This window comes from Pragia fontium DSM 5563 = ATCC 49100 (assembly GCF_900112475.1).
GTDB lineage: Bacteria > Pseudomonadota > Gammaproteobacteria > Enterobacterales > Enterobacteriaceae > Pragia > Pragia fontium.
Map to the genome: position 1 here is coordinate 662237 of NZ_FOLW01000001.1, position 16829 is coordinate 679065.

At 44.5% G+C, this 16829-nt stretch carries 18 protein-coding genes; 4 read left to right on the forward strand and 14 right to left on the reverse strand.

Going from position 1 to position 16829, the window contains the following annotated elements; translation table 11 throughout:
• Positions 1-17: 17 nt before the first annotated feature.
• The 6 genes from BMZ28_RS02680 to rlmE all read right to left on the reverse strand — a co-directional run bounded on the left by BMZ28_RS02680 (position 18) and on the right by rlmE (position 6831).
• Positions 18-848 carry a hypothetical protein gene (locus tag BMZ28_RS02680; RefSeq protein WP_074820502.1) on the reverse strand — a complete coding sequence of 277 codons (831 nt, stop codon included), beginning with the start codon at positions 846-848 and terminating at the stop codon, positions 18-20.
• Positions 849-955: 107 nt separating this feature from the next.
• On the reverse strand, positions 956-1678 hold the full coding sequence (locus tag BMZ28_RS02685; protein ID WP_047779816.1) for a glycoside hydrolase family 25 protein: 723 nt from the start codon (positions 1676-1678) through the stop codon (positions 956-958).
• Positions 1679-1770: 92 nt separating this feature from the next.
• Entirely contained in the window at positions 1771-3111 is a 1341-nt protein-coding gene (gene glmM, locus BMZ28_RS17435; RefSeq protein ID WP_047779815.1) for a phosphoglucosamine mutase, read from the reverse strand.
• Between the two features lie 6 nt (positions 3112-3117).
• Positions 3118-3951: a dihydropteroate synthase gene (gene folP, locus BMZ28_RS17440; RefSeq protein WP_074820505.1), complete on the reverse strand. Its 834-nt coding sequence runs from the start codon at positions 3949-3951 to the stop codon at positions 3118-3120.
• A 253-nt stretch (positions 3952-4204) separates the two neighbouring features.
• Positions 4205-6145: an ATP-dependent zinc metalloprotease FtsH gene (gene ftsH / locus BMZ28_RS02700; protein ID WP_114987450.1), complete on the reverse strand. Its 1941-nt coding sequence runs from the start codon at positions 6143-6145 to the stop codon at positions 4205-4207.
• 56 nt (positions 6146-6201) lie between these two features.
• Positions 6202-6831, reverse strand: coding sequence for a 23S rRNA (uridine(2552)-2'-O)-methyltransferase RlmE (gene rlmE / locus BMZ28_RS02705; RefSeq protein WP_047779812.1), 630 nt, complete (start codon positions 6829-6831; stop codon positions 6202-6204).
• A gap of 113 nt (positions 6832-6944) precedes the next feature.
• Here rlmE and yhbY point away from each other — a divergent pair, with 113 nt between their 5' ends.
• Positions 6945-7238 (forward strand): ribosome assembly RNA-binding protein YhbY, encoded by a 294-nt coding sequence (yhbY, locus tag BMZ28_RS02710; RefSeq protein WP_047779811.1) that lies wholly within the window; start codon positions 6945-6947, stop codon positions 7236-7238.
• An 87-nt stretch (positions 7239-7325) separates the two neighbouring features.
• Here the strand turns inward: yhbY and greA are convergent, their stop codons facing one another.
• Positions 7326-7802 carry a transcription elongation factor GreA gene (greA, locus tag BMZ28_RS02715; RefSeq protein WP_047779810.1) on the reverse strand — a complete coding sequence of 159 codons (477 nt, stop codon included), beginning with the start codon at positions 7800-7802 and terminating at the stop codon, positions 7326-7328.
• 381 nt (positions 7803-8183) lie between these two features.
• On the opposite strand from greA, the gene dacB reads away from it, so the two are divergent.
• Positions 8184-9614: a serine-type D-Ala-D-Ala carboxypeptidase gene (gene dacB, locus BMZ28_RS02720; RefSeq protein ID WP_074820507.1), complete on the forward strand. Its 1431-nt coding sequence runs from the start codon at positions 8184-8186 to the stop codon at positions 9612-9614.
• A 69-nt stretch (positions 9615-9683) separates the two neighbouring features.
• Here dacB and cgtA read toward each other — a convergent pair whose 3' ends face one another.
• The 4 genes from cgtA to rplU form a co-directional block, all read right to left on the reverse strand.
• Positions 9684-10850 carry an Obg family GTPase CgtA gene (cgtA, locus tag BMZ28_RS02725; RefSeq protein ID WP_074820508.1) on the reverse strand — a complete coding sequence of 389 codons (1167 nt, stop codon included), beginning with the start codon at positions 10848-10850 and terminating at the stop codon, positions 9684-9686.
• Positions 10851-10977: 127 nt separating this feature from the next.
• Entirely contained in the window at positions 10978-11940 is a 963-nt protein-coding gene (locus BMZ28_RS02730; RefSeq protein WP_047779807.1) for a DMT family transporter, read from the reverse strand.
• 160 nt (positions 11941-12100) lie between these two features.
• A complete protein-coding gene (gene rpmA / locus BMZ28_RS02735) occupies positions 12101-12358 on the reverse strand; it encodes a 50S ribosomal protein L27 (protein ID WP_047779806.1) in 258 nt (85 codons plus the stop codon).
• A gap of 19 nt (positions 12359-12377) precedes the next feature.
• Positions 12378-12689 carry a 50S ribosomal protein L21 gene (gene rplU / locus BMZ28_RS02740; RefSeq protein ID WP_047779805.1) on the reverse strand — a complete coding sequence of 104 codons (312 nt, stop codon included), beginning with the start codon at positions 12687-12689 and terminating at the stop codon, positions 12378-12380.
• Between the two features lie 271 nt (positions 12690-12960).
• Between rplU and ispB the strand changes: the two genes are divergently transcribed.
• Positions 12961-13932, forward strand: coding sequence for an octaprenyl diphosphate synthase (ispB, locus tag BMZ28_RS02745; RefSeq protein ID WP_074820641.1), 972 nt, complete (start codon positions 12961-12963; stop codon positions 13930-13932).
• A gap of 58 nt (positions 13933-13990) precedes the next feature.
• Here the strand turns inward: ispB and BMZ28_RS02750 are convergent, their stop codons facing one another.
• Positions 13991-14365 carry a DNA-binding protein gene (locus BMZ28_RS02750; RefSeq protein WP_047779804.1) on the reverse strand — a complete coding sequence of 125 codons (375 nt, stop codon included), beginning with the start codon at positions 14363-14365 and terminating at the stop codon, positions 13991-13993.
• Between the two features lie 29 nt (positions 14366-14394).
• Positions 14395-14772, reverse strand: coding sequence for a DNA-binding protein (locus BMZ28_RS02755; protein WP_047779803.1), 378 nt, complete (start codon positions 14770-14772; stop codon positions 14395-14397).
• A gap of 610 nt (positions 14773-15382) precedes the next feature.
• Here BMZ28_RS02755 and BMZ28_RS02760 point away from each other — a divergent pair.
• Entirely contained in the window at positions 15383-15643 is a 261-nt protein-coding gene (locus BMZ28_RS02760; protein ID WP_047779802.1) for a helix-turn-helix domain-containing protein, read from the forward strand.
• Between the two features lie 69 nt (positions 15644-15712).
• Here BMZ28_RS02760 and mdh read toward each other — a convergent pair whose 3' ends face one another.
• A complete protein-coding gene (gene mdh, locus BMZ28_RS02765) occupies positions 15713-16651 on the reverse strand; it encodes a malate dehydrogenase (protein WP_074820510.1) in 939 nt (312 codons plus the stop codon).
• Positions 16652-16829: the final 178 nt, after the last annotated feature.

Genomic DNA, 16829 nt, shown 5'->3' on the forward strand with positions numbered 1-16829 from the left:
AAAGTAACAAAAAAGGTTTAGTAATAGTCTATCTCTCTGTTTTGAGTAAATTTGTTCTCTTCAGTACCCCATTCCGCCTGTAACCAGTTATGCTTTTGGTCATAATAGGAATAGACCTTCTCTCCACGTTTTTTCTGGGCTGAATGTGCAATGGCTTCAGCAGTAATGCGCTCCAGCGTATTTTTTTCGTTATAATCGAAATATAACGTGGAAACAAAATGATTACGGCCGGTCCAAAAATCTCTACGGGCGACAAAACCTCTGGCATTATAATAATATTTCTTAACCGTATATTGGACGCCAATTCCGTTATTAACTTGTTGCTTCTCAACAATTTCGGTTAACTGTTCGTCATCATTATAAATATATTCCCGCATCCATTCACTATTCATCAATTCACTGCGAATAATACGGCCATTCTGATCGTGTTGATAACGAACAATCATTTTTCCAACGTCGGATTCTTTGCCCTTGATTAACCATTTAATACTTTTAATCCATTGACCACTTTCATCTTGATAAATTTTGGTAACGGATTCACCGCGGCGGTTTTTTTCTCTGCGATCCAGCCGAGTAATGTGACCTAGCGGGTTATATTCAATCAGGCTCGAGCTCATCCACTCACCATTTTGACGGGTGATTTCCTCTAACTTTTTCATACGATAAGTGGGGGGAAATATAGAATGACCGGCATTTTCGGTTAATACCAAATTAAGAGAAAAAATAGCATTCTCAGCTTTAGTTAAGCTGCGTTCTGGAGTTAACCCATAGGAGGTAGAAATAGGAAGAATAACTAATACAAAAAACAACTTAAAGAAATGAGTAATAAAAAACCTCATTAGCGCCATTGATCCTACTCCCTTTCATTATTATTTAATTCCGTTTTAAATAATAATACCACCATGAAATAGTCACGTAAAATAGTTATCTGTAAATATGATTAATATAAATAGCCCTATTTTAAAAGTGTGAATAATTCTGTTTCTGAACCATTAAAAGCGTTGAGGTCGACAAAGGTTTCGATCCCATCTAAACGCCCTCGGTTAGCATATTGCCAAAATAGCCACTTGCGGTTGTTATCATTCAATGAAGGGTGGCGATAGATATCCCTGATCCAGATAGGTAACTCTTTAAATTCATTAACTAAAAAGTCATCAAAAAACTCTCTGGTAGCATAAAGAATGGGCTTTTTGCCATAAGCGCTTTCCAGTTGCTTAACCATCTCCTCTATTTCAGCCCGAATCCGTTCTTTACTGGTAGTAAGCTGACAATTGCCACCATATTCCAGATCGAGAACCGGAGGCAATGTACCTGATTTTTTAGGTACCGTTTCAATAAAGTTTTGCGCCTGCTCAGCACCAGTTTTACAAAAAACAAAAAAGTGATAGGCCCCAACAATAAATCCCTGTTCACGCGCCGCATGCCAGTTGGTCATGAAGCTTTTATCCTTAAAGTCCCCTCCTTCCGTGGCCTTGATAAAAACAAAGCGAACCTTTTTCTTATCTAATCGGTTCCAGTCAATGTTCTTTTGATGATGAGAGACATCAATGCCCTGAATAGGGTATTGCGTCAGCGAAGGATAATTAAATCGGATAAAGCCGTTATAGAGAGAATAGACCAGAAGAAATACAATGATAATTAAGGAAAAAATAATACGCAGTAGAAAATTGATTCGCATACCTAAAAATTCCTTTTTTATTATTTTAATTTATCAATTAAAACAGGGGGAAATATCCCCCCCTATTTTATAACGATCTGGCAAACAAAAAATTAACCGGCAGCTTTCACTGCATCGGCAATACGGTTAGCCAGTTCCAGTACTTCCTTATCATCATCGCCTTCTACCATCACGCGAATCAATGGCTCAGTCCCTGATTTACGTAGTAATACTCGGCCACGACCAACCAGCTCTTTTTCAACTTCGGCTAATACCTGCTTAACATTATCAGCAGCCAGGGGATCGTGCTGACCGGCAAAACGAACGTTTACCAGCACCTGTGGTAGCAATTTCATGCCGCTACACAAATCGTGTAACGTCATATGGTTGCGAGCCATAGCGGCTAAAACCTGTAGCGCAGCGACAATACCGTCACCGGTGGTGGTTTTATCTAATAAGATAACGTGCCCTGAATTCTCCGCGCCGATCATCCAGCCCAGTTCATTCATTTTTTCCAGCACATAGCGGTCGCCTACTTTTGCTCTGGCAAATGGAATTCCTAACTGCTTAAGCGCCAGTTCCAGACCCATATTACTCATCAGCGTGCCAACAGCACCACCTTTCAATTGTCCCTGACGTAGTGCTTCACGGGCAATGATGTACATAATCTGGTCGCCATCGACTTTATTACCCTGATGGTCAACCATAATGACCCTGTCGCCATCGCCGTCCAAAGCAATACCAATATGCGCCTGTTCAGCCAATACGCGCTGTTGCAGCATAGTAACGTCGGTAGCACCGCATTTTTCATTAATATTCATACCATCAGGATCACAGCCGATGGTAATCACATTAGCGCCTAATTCACGCAATACGCTCGGTGCAATGTGGTAGGTGGCACCATTGGCACAATCCACCACAATTTTTAGCTCGCTCAGGCTAAGCTCACTGGGGAAACCGCCCTTACAGAACTCGATATAGCGACCAGCGGCATCATTAATCCGACTGGCTTTACCCAGTTCAGCAGATTCAACGCAGGTTAACGGCTTTTCCATTTCTGCTTCAATCGCTTCTTCTACTTCGTCAGGCAGCTTAGTGCCATCAATGGAAAAGAATTTTATGCCGTTATCATCATAAGGGTTATGGGAGGCAGAGATAACAATTCCAGCTTCGGCACGGAAAGTACGCGTCAGATAAGCAACCGCCGGCGTGGGCATCGGTCCGGTAAAAGAAGCGGATAAACCGGCAGCGGCCAAACCGGCCTCCAATGCGGATTCCAACATATAGCCGGAAATGCGGGTATCTTTACCAATAATGATTTTACGCGAACCATGGCGCGCTAATACTTTACCTGCAGCCCAACCTAACTTAAGTACAAACTCAGGTGTGATAGGATGTTCACCCACTTTGCCCCGAATACCATCTGTACCAAAATACTTACGATTACCGCTCATGTCATTTTATCCTTTAGCAGAAAGTGTTGCTTCTACAATTCTCATTGCTTCCGCCGTTTCTTTTACGTCATGCACACGAATGATTTGTGCCCCCTGCATAGCTGCAATAATGGCACAAGCAACGCTGCCAATCACTCGCTGATCGGGAGAAACATTCAACAGCTGCCCTATCATCGCTTTTCTCGACATGCCAACCAATAGCGGCAGTCCAAAATGGTGAAACTCTGACAAATGGGCCAATAGTTGATAATTATGCTTCAGATCCTTACCAAAACCGAAGCCAGGATCGAGTAATATTTTATTTTTATCCATCCCCGCATTAACGCAGCGGGCAATATGTTCGCTAAAAAAGGCATCTACCTCGGCCACAACATCATGATACTTTGGCTCATGCTGCATGGTTCTTGGCATACCCTGCATATGCATCAGGCATACCGGCAAACCGGTTTCTATAGCAGCATCCAAAGCACCAGGCTCCTGCAACGCGCGAATGTCATTAATTAAATGCACGCCAACCCGATGAGATTCTCTCATAACCTCGGGTTTATATGTATCAATTGACACCCAGACTTCAAAATTTTTTGCTATTGCTTCCGCAACCGGTATCACCCGTTCCAGTTCTTCATCAAGCGGTACTTCCGCTGCCCCCGGACGCGTCGATTCGCCACCGATATCGATGATCGTTGCGCCAGCCTGAATCATCTCGTTCGCATGCCGCAGCGCATTATCTATCTGGCGGAAGCGCCCCCCGTCAGAAAAAGAATCAGGCGTTACGTTTAGGATCCCCATCACCTGTGGGTAAGCCAAATCTAACGTTAACCCCTTACTCTCTAACTTCATGATGAATTCCTTAATCCTTAAATAACAACGGGGCTACAGGCCCCTATCTGTCGATGAATATCAAAACACCGATTGACCTCTGTCGGTAACGAACCTATCCCGAATAAGGCAAAAGACAATAACACAATCGGCTGACTCACCAAAACCACACCACCTTTTGACAGTGCAAAAATAGCATAAAAAAAGCTCCCCATCAGGAGAGCTTTTTATCAAATCAATATTGGCAACCCATCACCAACCTTTAAACCGCGACTTATACCGCAGGTTTATCGCTTGGCTCATCGGTTTGATTGAACTCTGGCGCCTTTGGTTCTTCAGGCTTAGCCGGAGACTGAGCATTACCCGCCGGTGGCTTGGTTCCACCACTTTGCGCTTCATCCCAACCCGCAGGAGGACGAACTTCGCGGCGAGCCATCAGATCATCGATTTGCGGTGCATCAATGGTTTCATACTTCATCAATGCATCTTTCATCGAATGCAAGATATCCATATTATCTTCCAGAATCTGTCTTGCACGCTGATAGTTGTGCTCAATCAGAAACTTCACTTCCTGGTCAATAATACGCGCAGTTTCATCAGACATATGTTTGGTTTTCGAAACCGAACGGCCCAAGAAGACTTCACCCTCTTCTTCAGCGTACAGTAACGGACCTAACTTCTCTGAAAAGCCCCACTGAGTCACCATGTTGCGAGCAATAGAGGTCGCAACTTTAATATCGTTAGATGCGCCGGTAGACACTTTAGCCGGACCATAAATCAGCTCTTCCGCTAAACGGCCGCCATACAGCGTTGAAATACGGCTTTCCAGCTTCTGACGGTTTTCACTAATCGCATCACCTTCAGGTAAGAAGAAGGTCACGCCTAGCGCACGGCCGCGTGGAATAATCGTGACTTTATGAACCGGGTCATGTTCAGGTACCAAACGACCAATGATCGCATGTCCTGCTTCGTGATAGGCGGTAGACTCTTTCTGTTCTTCCGTCATCACCAGAGAACGACGCTCTGCACCCATCATAATCTTGTCTTTGGCCTTTTCGAACTCAACCATTGACACCACACGCTTATTGGTACGCGCAGCAAATAAAGCGGCTTCGTTCACCAAGTTGGCTAAATCAGCACCGGAGAACCCTGGGGTACCACGAGCAATCACTGATTCATCAACATCTGGCGATACCGGTACACGACGCATATGCACTTTCAGGATCTGTGCACGGCCGCGAACGTCTGGTAAACCAACCACCACCTGACGGTCAAAACGACCCGGACGAAGTAATGCAGGGTCCAGAACGTCTGGACGGTTAGTTGCAGCAATAACGATAACGCCTTCATTGCCTTCAAAACCATCCATCTCAACCAGCATTTGGTTTAGCGTTTGTTCACGTTCATCATGACCACCGCCTAAACCAGCGCCACGCTGACGGCCTACCGCATCGATTTCATCGATAAAGATGATGCACGGTGCAGCTTTCTTGGCCTGTTCAAACATATCTCGGACACGGGATGCACCCACACCGACAAACATTTCAACGAAATCAGAACCAGAAATAGTGAAGAATGGCACTTTGGCTTCGCCAGCAATCGCTTTTGCCAGCAACGTTTTACCAGTACCAGGTGGCCCCACCATCAGAATGCCTTTTGGAATCTTACCGCCCAATTTCTGGAAACGGCTCGGATCACGTAGGAATTCAACCAATTCGCTAACGTCTTCTTTTGCTTCATCACAACCAGCAACATCAGCAAACGTGGTTTTAATCTGTTCTTCGGTCAACATGCGCGCTTTGCTTTTACCAAACGACATCGCACCTTTACCGCCGCCGCCTTGCATCTGACGCATGAAGAAAATCCAAACGCCAATCAGCAACAACATTGGGAACCAGGAGATAAACACCTGCTGCAAGAAGCCAGGCTGCTCTGGTGGTTCACCAACGGTTTTCACGTTATTTTTCAACAGCAGGCTCAGCAGTAGCGGATCCTCTGTTGGCATATAGGTAGTATGAGCCGCATTATCCGGCTGCGTTTTATACTGAATTTCGCGTCCACTAATCCGAGCTTCACTGACCTGATTATTACTAACCTGCGTCATGAACGTCGAATAATCTATTCGACGGCCGCCTGAATCGCTAGGCCCGAAACTCTGAAATACAGTCATTAGCACAACAGCAATGACTAACCAGAGAATTAGGTTCTTCGCCATATCACTCAAGGAATTAACCTCATATTACAATGGTGTTAACAATACGCGTTAGGGTACTATAGTTTGCGCCCAGTCGCTACAATGTATACTTCACGTGAACGAGCTCGTGAAGCATCAGGTTTACGAATCTTTACTTTATTAAACATGGAGCGAATTTCGCGTAAATACTCATCGAACCCCTCCCCTTGAAAGACCTTAACCAAAAAACTCCCGCCTGGCGCTAAAACATCTCGAGACATTTCTAACGCCAATTCAACCAGATACATCGCCTTAGGAATATCAACGGCAGGAGTACCACTCATATTCGGCGCCATATCAGACATCACAACCTGAACTTTACTATCACCTACGCGTTCCAATAAAGTCTTCAGTACCATCTCATCACGAAAATCGCCTTGAAGGAAATCAACTCCAGCGATTGGATCCATAGGTAAAATATCACATGCAATTACTCTACCTTTGTTACCAATTTGTGTCACAACATATTGTGACCACCCGCCAGGAGCAGCCCCTAAGTCAACAATCGTCATGCCCGGTTTAAACAGTTTGTCTGTCTGCTGTATTTCATCTAGTTTAAACCATGCGCGGGAACGTAGCCCTTTTTTCTGCGCTTGTTGCACATATTTGTCGTTAAAGTGTTCTTGTAACCAGCGCGTCGAACTGGCCGAACGCTTTTTATTACCCATGCGGTATTCCAACCATATACTTATATTCGCTGCACACCAAATTTGGTGATAACTCACAGATGGCGGTAGAATACACCGTTTTCAACCCCCAACCCCAAACTGACGTAAAGAAAATGAATTTATCTAACAAGCAAAAACAGCACCTTAAAGGCCTGGCACACCCATTAAAACCGGTTGTGATGGTCGGTGCAAGCGGTCTCACCGAAGGCGTTCTCGCTGAAATTGAACATGCCATAGCACATCATGAGCTGATCAAAGTGAAGATATCAACGGAAGATCGTGAAACCAAACAACTGATTGCTGACGCGATCGTTCGTGAAACTGGCGCTAATAACGTGCAGATGATCGGTAGTATTTTAGTTCTTTATCGAGCAAGTAAAGATAAAAAAATTAGCCTGCCACGCTAAGTTTGATGAAAAAAGGTGATAATTGTCGCCTTTTTTCATTTCTTTACACTCGATTAAATAACCAGCACATCCATAACCGATAACTGATTAAAGATATTCGACGTTCAGAATTTCGAATTCGATATCACCGCCCGGTGCTTTGATCACTACGACATCATCCGCTTCTTTACCAATTAGGCCACGAGCCATCGGTGAATTCACCGAGATCAGATTCTGTTTAAAATCAGCTTCATCATCGCCAACAATACGGTAAGTAACTTCTTCTTCAGTATCCAGATTCATCACTTTAACCGTTGCGCCAAAAATAACCCGACCAGTATAGGGCATCTTCGTCACATCAATAACCTGAGCGTTAGACAGCTTTGCTTCTATCTCCTGAATTCGGCCTTCACAAAACCCCTGCTGCTCACGAGCGGCATGATATTCTGCGTTCTCTTTCAGATCGCCATGGGCACGGGCCTCAGCGATATCAGCAATAATCTTCGGCCGACGAACGCCTTTTAAGTGGTCAAGCTCTTCACGTAATCGTTCAGCACCCAGTAACGTCATTGGAATTTGTCGCATAACTCTCTTCCCTCTCAAATCGCTTATTATTTTGAAATCATTGGCGATTGATAAAATAATTAACGGCAGCTGTAACCATCGCCACCGCTTTACAAGCAAAAAACGCCCGACCCGATATAACTTCATCAGGTCAAACTAGATGTTATAGATAATGGCTATTTTACCTTAGACTTCCATCGGGGTCATCGTTTAGTTTTATGGCATAACTATACCAAGATTATCATATGCTAATCTTGGTATAAATTAGCCGCTTAAATAGTGGTACACTTTTGCACAACTAAACCTTTACCCCTTCGTGCGCAAGGCTGCATAACGCCTATACCGCAATGGTGTCGGGTAATCATTATTTCTTTTATGCAGGTAGGCAGGTAACCAATCATTATGCGTTTATTGAAAGTTTTCAGCGGCATCGCAGGCACTTTGATCGTCAGTGCACATGCAGCACCTGTTGAGCAATACACTCAGTTACTCCCTGAAGGCGCAAACCTCTCATTAATGGTACAAAAAGTCGGGTCACCAACACCGTCAATTGATTACCATGGGAAACAATTAACCCTGCCAGCCAGTACTCAAAAGGTGGTCACCGCCCTGGCCGCGCTGTTACAGCTTGGCCCAGATTATCGTTTCACTACCACCCTTGAAAGCCATGCTCCCGTCAGTAATGGGGTGCTCAACGGCGATCTGATTATCCGTTTTACGGGCGATCCAACCTTAAAACGCCAACAGATACGCTCAATGGTTCAATCCCTGAAACAACAAAATATCCGTAAAGTGTCAGGCAGTCTGGTTATTGATACTTCAGCATTTGCCAGTCACGATAAAGCGCCAGGCTGGTCATGGAACGATATGACCCAATGCTTTAGCGCCCCACCATCCGCTGCCATTATTGATAAAAACTGTTTTACCGTTGCCTTACAAACGTCAAAAAGTGAAGGTGATACGGCGACAGTACAAGTTGCCTCTTATTATCCGGTACAGGTTATCAGTCAGGTTCGCTCTTACCCCAGAAACTCGCCTAATGCTCGCTTCTGTGAGTTTGATGTCGTCGCTGAGGAAAACCAGCGCTACACGCTAACGGGCTGTTTAACCCAGCAAGATAAGCCCATTACACTGGCTTTTGCCATTCAGGATGGTGCCGATTACGCCAGCAAAATAGTGAAGAGTGAACTCCAACAGGCGGGTATTCAAACTGGCGCAATTCGTTATCAAACCAATAAAAATAACCCGGCTAAAGTGCTGGCGCAGACTCAGTCAGCACCACTCCATGACCTGTTAACGGTGATGCTAAAAAGCTCGGACAATATGATTGCAGATACCGTGTTTCGCACACTTGGTAGTAAGCAATATAACGTACCGGGTACATGGCGTTCAGGATCGACGGCAGTCCGCCAAATTCTTCGCCAACAGGCGGGAATTGATATTGGCAATACAGTTATTGCCGATGGCTCAGGCTTATCGCGCCACAATCTGATTGCGGCGGATACTATGATGCAAGTCCTGCAATATATCGCTCAACATGATAGCCAGTTGGATTTTATCTCGATGCTGCCTACCGCAGGTCAGGATGGTACGTTACGTTCCCGCAGCGGCTTTAAAGAAGCTAACCTGAGCGGCAAAGTATCAGCCAAAACCGGAGCTCTACAGGGCGTTTATAATCTTGCCGGTTTTATGACTACCGCCAGCGGTGAAAAAGTAGCCTTTGTCCAATTCCTGTCCAGCTACGCGATGTCACCAAACGAACGCTCAAGCCGTAAAACCACGTTAGCTAACTTTGAAAGCCAGCTTTATCGCGATCTGTATAACAATAACTAAATCGAATTAACGTCATAACGAAAAAGGCTGCCCAACAGGCAGCCTTTTTTTCATCAAGCAATGACTCAATCAACGACGTTCATATACCGTTTCAACGCCATCTTCATCATCTTCGTCCCAGTCGTCATCATCAACTTCATCCGGAGGACTTTCCAATTGAGTACGATGGTAGTCATCCCACATAAACTCAACTTTTTCAGGAGCCGTTTCTTCAAGCTCCTTAATTTTCGGATTTGCATTAAGGAATGCCATCACATCCCAGCAAAGCGCCGTAACGCCTTCACGGTTGGCGGCAGAGATCAGATAGTATTTATCTTCCCAGCCCAGTGCTTCAGCAATAGTTTTAGCTCTGGCTTGTGCCTCTTCCTCATCAACTAAATCCACTTTATTGAAGACTAACCAACGCGGTTTTTCGGCCAGTTTCTCACTGTATTGATGCAGCTCATTAATAATGACATGAGCATTCTCTACCGGATCGGACTCATCAATTGGCGCAATATCGATAAGGTGCAACAGTACCCGACAACGCTCAAGATGTTTAAGGAAACGAATACCCAAGCCCGCGCCATCAGAAGCCCCTTCGATCAGGCCAGGAATATCCGCCACCACAAAACTCTGTTCACTATCCATACGTACCACACCAAGGCTAGGTACTAAGGTCGTAAACGGATAGTCAGCCACTTTTGGCTTTGCAGCAGACACCGCGCGGATAAACGTTGATTTACCGGCATTCGGTAACCCCAGCATCCCAACATCGGCTAACAACAGCAACTCCAGCAATAGCTCACGCTTATCGCCCGGCGTACCATTAGTTTTCTGACGTGGCGTACGGTTGATTGATGATTTAAAGCGTAGGTTACCCAATCCGTGGAAACCACCTTTCCCGACCATCAACTTCTGACCGTGCTTGGTCAAGTCACCCAGCACTTCCCCGGTTCCCTGATCCATAATACGGGTACCAACCGGAACTTTAATGGTGATATCCTGCCCTCTGCGACCGGTACAAGCCTTACTTTGGCCATTCTGACCGCGTTCTGCACGAAACGATTTCTCAAAACGGTAATCAATTAACGTGTTGAGGTTTTCATCAGCGATCATGAACACGTCACCGCCGTCACCACCATCGCCGCCGTCAGGACCACCTTTAGGTATATATTTCTCGCGGCGGAAGCTTACACAACCATTACCGCCGTCGCCTGCTTCAACGCGAATGACTGCTTCATCGACGAATTTCATTCACTGTCTCCGTAATTTTATCTGTCCGGTTACCCATATGACTTAACATCAATTTATCCCATCATCTATAGTCCATTACCGGCTCTGACCTACAATGTCATATTGCGTCAGGGATATTGATAAAATGTTATTTAAGGGGTAAGCCGGGTGTTTTCTCTGCCCGCCGGGGAAATAATCTATGTCCCGCTGCGGAAAACATGGCGCCAATCACTACGATAAATGCGCCGCTATATCCAAGTATATTCAGCACTGTCATGGAGAATACATCCGGCCATATCAATGCTAATAAGTCAGAAAATAATAAAGTAAATAGTGGCGTTAAAGTAATCAACGCGCTGACCTGAGCCACCTGCCAACGCGCCATTGCCTCGCCTAAGGCACCGTATGCCACCAAGGTATTTAAGCCACAGAATGCCAGGCAAGCCAACTGCCAGGTATTCAGTTTAAATATTTCACCGGGGGTAGCCATTGGCGTGACGAAGATTGTACTTAATACATAGAGTAAAAATAAAATCTGAGAGGCTGATAATCTACGCTGTAACACTTTTTGCGCCACCCCGTAGCATACCCATACTAAAGAAGCACAAACCCCCAACAGCACGCCTAAAGTATAATCAGTCAAGCGAGTGAAAATCTCGACCAGATTAGTATTAAAGAAGAATACCAACCCCAATATCAGCATAACTGCGCCAATAATTTGGGTAATACGCATGCTTTCTTTAAGAATAATCACACTGGCAAACAACATGCCCATTGGGGAAAGTTGCCCAATAACCTGAGAAGCCGTCGGCGACAAATACTGTAATGCCGAACTGAAAAGAACAAAGTTCGCTGCTAATCCAAGTGCTGCAATAATCAATATCAGAAACCAGCGAGGACGCCTGAACAGCGTTAACCGTGGTAGCTTTCCCTGAAGAGCCAAAACAATGCCTAGCCCAATCGCTGAGATACTAAAACGGTACCACACCAAAGTATAAGGCGTCATAACCGGAAGCAGCTGTTTCATAGCAATAGGTACCGCCCCCCACAACACGGCGGTTATCAGGGCAAACGTAACGCCTAATGCCATACTTTGCTTAACTTGCGACATTTATTCCCAGCGGCTCCGAAACAGCTTAATAATAACTCACTTTCACCATCATCATTCGCGTCAGTAAGTCCAATATCAGCCAATAAAGTAGCATACTTTGAAAACAAAAAGCCCCGCAATGATCATTGCGGGGCCTTAACATCTATTGAGGCTCGAAAAATTATTCAGCTACGATGCTAATAAATTTACGATTTTTCGGACCTTTTACTTCAAATTTGACTTTACCGTCAACTAAAGCAAACAGAGTGTGATCGCGACCGCAACCTACGTTGGTGCCCGCATGGAATTTAGTTCCACGTTGACGAACCAGAATGTTGCCAGCCAGAATTGATTCACCGCCAAAACGTTTTACGCCCAGACGTTTACTCTCAGAATCGCGGCCATTTCGTGTGGAACCGCCAGCCTTTTTATGTGCCATTTATCCGCTCTCCTATACCTTAAGCGCTGATACCAGTGATTTTAACATCAGTAAACCACTGACGGTGGCCCTGCTGCTTACGGTAATGTTTACGACGACGGAACTTAACGATTTTAACTTTATCGCCACGACCGTGCGCCACAACTTCTGCTTTGATTTTGCTGCCGTCTACAAATGGAACGCCGATTTTAACGTCATCACCATTAGCAACCATCATCACCTGATCAAACTCAATAGTCTCACCAGTTGCGATGTCCAGCTTTTCCAAGCGAACAGTTTGACCTTCGCTTACTCGGTGTTGTTTACCACCACTTTGGAAAACCGCGTACATATTAACTCCGCATTTCCGCACACTCACTTCCAGCCAATTTAATGTGTATTAGAGTGCGCTATAAAATATTCATAATAGGGCGCGAATTCTACGCAAAAATCTTACCGTTGACAAGCTCAGAATATGATAAGAATGAGAAGAAAATAATTAAGCACATTTTATGGCGTTCATCTATGCTCATTTTCAAGTACAATCATCCGGCCCCAGCGTTCATTTTACTGCGCTAGAGGATGGCTCCCAATATCAAAATGATAATATTATAATTGACGCTATGAACATTGAAAAAATCACGCAGTTAGCAGAAAAGGACATGGCTGCGGTTAACGCCGCAATACTGGCCCAGTTAGATTCCGATGTAGTGCTTATCAATCAGTTAGGACACTACATTATTAGTGGTGGAGGTAAACGTATACGCCCCATGATTGCGGTACTTGCTGCCCGAGCGCTGAATTATCAGGGCGAGGGGCATATTACCTCCGCAGCGCTGATCGAATTTATTCATACCGCAACCCTATTACATGATGACGTTGTGGATGAGTCCGATCTGCGCAGAGGAAAAGCCACCGCCAATGCGACATTTGGCAATGCCGCCAGCGTACTGGTCGGTGATTTTATCTATACCCGATCTTTCCAAATGATGACCAGTCTGGGATCCCTTGAGATTCTGAAGTTGATGTCTTCAGCAACCAATGTGATTGCTGAGGGAGAGGTTATGCAGTTAATGAACTGTAACGATCCGGATATCACTGAAGAAAACTACATGCAGGTCATCTACAGCAAAACTGCCCGCCTTTTTGAAGCCGCCGCCCAAACGTCTGCCATACTGGCCGATGCGACTCCTGAACAAGAGAAAGCGTTGCAGGACTATGGCCGCTATATTGGTACCGCCTTCCAGCTTATTGATGATTTGTTGGATTACAGCGCGGACGGAGCCAAATTAGGTAAAAATTTAGGCGATGACTTAAACGAAGGTAAACCGACATTGCCACTGCTGCACGCCATGCACAATGGAACGCCAGAACGTTCTGCGCAAATTCGTCAGGCTATTGAGCAAGGTAATGGACGCCATCTGTTAGAAAGCGTGTTAGATACCATGAATCAGTGTGGTTCTCTGGTTTATACCCAGCAGCGGGCGGAAGAAGAAGCAGGCAAGGCCATCTCTGCCTTATCTTGTTTGCCTGACACGCCTTATAGGACGGCGCTAGAATCATTAGCGCGTCTTTCAGTACACCGCAATACCTAGGTCATACCAAATCGGGCCAACTATTGGCCCGTTTTTGTAGGCAGATCAAAACGACTTTTCAATCGCTACTCTCTTCACTATCGTCAGACGACCCGTTTACTTTGGCCATTAACCCAGCCACACCATGCCTCAGTAGCAAGGAAATCAGCTGTTCACGCTCTTTCTGAGTCAATTGATTATAAGCACTCATCCAGATAGTTAGGGGTTCATTAACCTGAGCACTATACTTAGCGCCCTCTTCCTGTAGCCGTAAAGCTAACTGCACCTTTTCAGGAATACTCTCGATATGGTATTCCACCGCTTTGCCTTGGACACCAACGCGTTTACGGTATTGCCAGCTTTCACGTTTAGCTCTTTGACTGATACCCTGAACGGTTGTCGGTAGCCCAGCAACGCCCACTAACTCTTTTGTTGCAAACCATTCTTTTTTCATAAGCCTATCCGTTATAAGCATGCGGACATTTAGCAAACATCTGCAGGCTCAGGCGATTTGGCAAGCATATCGACTTTTTCCATTAGCCCTGAAATACCATGGCGGACAATGAGGGAAACAATGCGCTCACGCTCTCCCGGCGTTAATTGATTATATGCAGTAACCCAGATAGAAAAAGGATCGTTCACCATGGCGCTATATTTCGCCCCTTCTTCATGGGTGCGCAATACCAACCTAACTTTGTCCGGAATGCTATCGATATGATATTCAAGCGCCTTTCCCTGAACGCCTGTGCGCTTACGACTTTTCCACTGCTCTCGTCGTGCTTTTTGATTGATTCCCTGAATGGTTGAAGGCAATCCGGCAATTCCCGTTAATTCATTTGTTGAAAACCATTCTTTTTTCATAAAACACCATCCCTTTCGCTCACGATTCCTGCCGGTTTCCGCCACTCAAAGTGTTTCTTAAAAAACAGATTAGATATTTCAATCAGAGTCGCATACCCAGTTTATAATGAATAAAGTAAATATGTTCAGTAACCAGTTTATGTTAGTTGATTGAATAAAAAAATACCTAACTAAATCACTTACCCTGTCTGAAAAGACAGGGTAAGTGATTGTATACATGCATCTTATGCGTTGGGATATTAAGGAGAATCGCCATGTATATGGCTATAAATAGCAATATATCCACCTGAAAGGCAATACTTTGGATACAAAAAACAAGCCGATTTTATATAAAAAGAACCTATCTTTTATTGAAATAAAAAATGGAATATCAAATAAAAAGAAATTGAAAAGTAAAAAGCAATATAAATAAAAAAATAAAAACCTTTCAAATCAAATCAATAAAAACATTAATTGCCATCAATAGAAATAAATCATTTGAAATTTATTTGGAAATTTGTTGATATAAAGTTTACAAAAAACAGAAAATAACTTTATCAAATAAAAATATTTTGCAAATTTCTATTCATAAATTGCCTTCTGACCCATCGACACCAATAGGAGATCGTTAATGATTCCAAGGAAAGAAAATTGGCATTCCGCTGATATTATTGCCGCCCTGCGTAAACGAGGTACAACCTTGGCAGCCCTGTCGCGCCAGTCAGGTTTAAGTTCATCTACCTTAGCAAATGCGCTCGTTCGTCCATGGCCAAAAGGAGAATGGTTAATCGCTGATGCACTGGAAAAACACCCTTCTGAAATATGGCCCAGTCGGTACTATGACCCTATTACTCATCAATTGCGAGCCAACCGCCAAAGAAAAGAAAGATAGACTTTCCCACAACAAAAACCGCTATCGGAAATGCCTCCGATAGCGGTCAGTTAACGCGTTATTAAGAAATTAACCCTGAATAAACTTCTCACCCAGTTCAATGTCTTTATGTAGTACATCGAGCATAGAATCTAACGCATTTTGTTCAAATGCACTCAAATTGCCAATATCTTTTCTGGCTTCAATACCATTCTTACCCAGCAAGAGTGGTTGAGCAAAGAAACGGGCATATTTACCATCACCTTCAACATAGGCGCATTCCACAACATCTTTTTCGCCCTGTAGAGCGCGTACCAGCGATAAACCAAAGCGTGCAGCCGCCTGTCCCATTGAAAGCGTTGCAGATCCACCACCCGCTTTTGCTTCAACAACTTCAGTACCTGCATTTTGGATACGTTTGGTTAATGATTCAATTTCACTCTCGGTAAAGCTCACGCCTGGAATTTGCGACAGCAAAGGTAAAATGGTTACCCCTGAGTGTCCGCCAATAACGGCAACGTTCATATCCTGAGGCTGCTTACCTTTTAAAGCCGCCACAAAAGTATTGGAGCGAATAATATCCAGCGTCGTGACCCCGAAGAGCTTATTCTTATCGTATACACCCGCTTTTTTCAGCACTTCAGCAGCGATAGCAACCGTGGTATTGACCGGATTGGTAATAATACCGATACAGGCTTTTGGACATACTGCAGCAACCTGCTCAATCAGATTACGAACAATCCCAGCATTGATATTAAATAAGTCGGAACGATCCATACCTGGTTTACGAGCAACCCCGGCAGAAATAAGAACGATATCGGCTCCCTGCAGTGCTGGTTTGGCGTTCTCACCGCTGAAACCCGTTACTTTAACCGCGGTAGGGATATGACTTAAATCAACCGCAACCCCCGGAGTAACCGGTGCAATATCATAGAGAGCGAGTTCGGAATTTGCTGGCAATTGCGTTTTCAGCAATAAGGCTAGAGCCTGACCAATGCCACCGGCTGCGCCTAGAACTGTAATCTTCATTCATTACTCCTTTATTGTTGATGCCTTTCTTGATGCGTAATTAAAAAATCACCTGAAGCTTAGAGTATCGTGACTATAATCACCAATTGTTAAATTTAAGATTGAGATATGCTGCAAAGAATAAACAATTAAAAACTTTTTGGTCATAAAAACCGTAATTAAAAACTTTTTGGTCGTG

Coding starts and splice junctions, on each gene's coding strand:
- BMZ28_RS02680 (WP_074820502.1), bottom strand. CDS start 848: ATGGCGCTAATGAGGTTTTTTATTACTCATTTCTTTAAGTTGTTTTTT.
- BMZ28_RS02685 (WP_047779816.1), bottom strand. CDS start 1,678: ATGCGAATCAATTTTCTACTGCGTATTATTTTTTCCTTAATTATCATT.
- glmM (WP_047779815.1), bottom strand. CDS start 3,111: ATGAGCGGTAATCGTAAGTATTTTGGTACAGATGGTATTCGGGGCAAA.
- folP (WP_074820505.1), bottom strand. CDS start 3,951: ATGAAGTTAGAGAGTAAGGGGTTAACGTTAGATTTGGCTTACCCACAG.
- ftsH (WP_114987450.1), bottom strand. CDS start 6,145: ATGGCGAAGAACCTAATTCTCTGGTTAGTCATTGCTGTTGTGCTAATG.
- rlmE (WP_047779812.1), bottom strand. CDS start 6,831: ATGGGTAATAAAAAGCGTTCGGCCAGTTCGACGCGCTGGTTACAAGAA.
- yhbY (WP_047779811.1), top strand. CDS start 6,945: ATGAATTTATCTAACAAGCAAAAACAGCACCTTAAAGGCCTGGCACAC.
- greA (WP_047779810.1), bottom strand. CDS start 7,802: ATGCGACAAATTCCAATGACGTTACTGGGTGCTGAACGATTACGTGAA.
- dacB (WP_074820507.1), top strand. CDS start 8,184: ATGCGTTTATTGAAAGTTTTCAGCGGCATCGCAGGCACTTTGATCGTC.
- cgtA (WP_074820508.1), bottom strand. CDS start 10,850: ATGAAATTCGTCGATGAAGCAGTCATTCGCGTTGAAGCAGGCGACGGC.
- BMZ28_RS02730 (WP_047779807.1), bottom strand. CDS start 11,940: ATGTCGCAAGTTAAGCAAAGTATGGCATTAGGCGTTACGTTTGCCCTG.
- rpmA (WP_047779806.1), bottom strand. CDS start 12,358: ATGGCACATAAAAAGGCTGGCGGTTCCACACGAAATGGCCGCGATTCT.
- rplU (WP_047779805.1), bottom strand. CDS start 12,689: ATGTACGCGGTTTTCCAAAGTGGTGGTAAACAACACCGAGTAAGCGAA.
- ispB (WP_074820641.1), top strand. CDS start 12,961: ATGAACATTGAAAAAATCACGCAGTTAGCAGAAAAGGACATGGCTGCG.
- BMZ28_RS02750 (WP_047779804.1), bottom strand. CDS start 14,365: ATGAAAAAAGAATGGTTTGCAACAAAAGAGTTAGTGGGCGTTGCTGGG.
- BMZ28_RS02755 (WP_047779803.1), bottom strand. CDS start 14,772: ATGAAAAAAGAATGGTTTTCAACAAATGAATTAACGGGAATTGCCGGA.
- BMZ28_RS02760 (WP_047779802.1), top strand. CDS start 15,383: ATGATTCCAAGGAAAGAAAATTGGCATTCCGCTGATATTATTGCCGCC.
- mdh (WP_074820510.1), bottom strand. CDS start 16,651: ATGAAGATTACAGTTCTAGGCGCAGCCGGTGGCATTGGTCAGGCTCTA.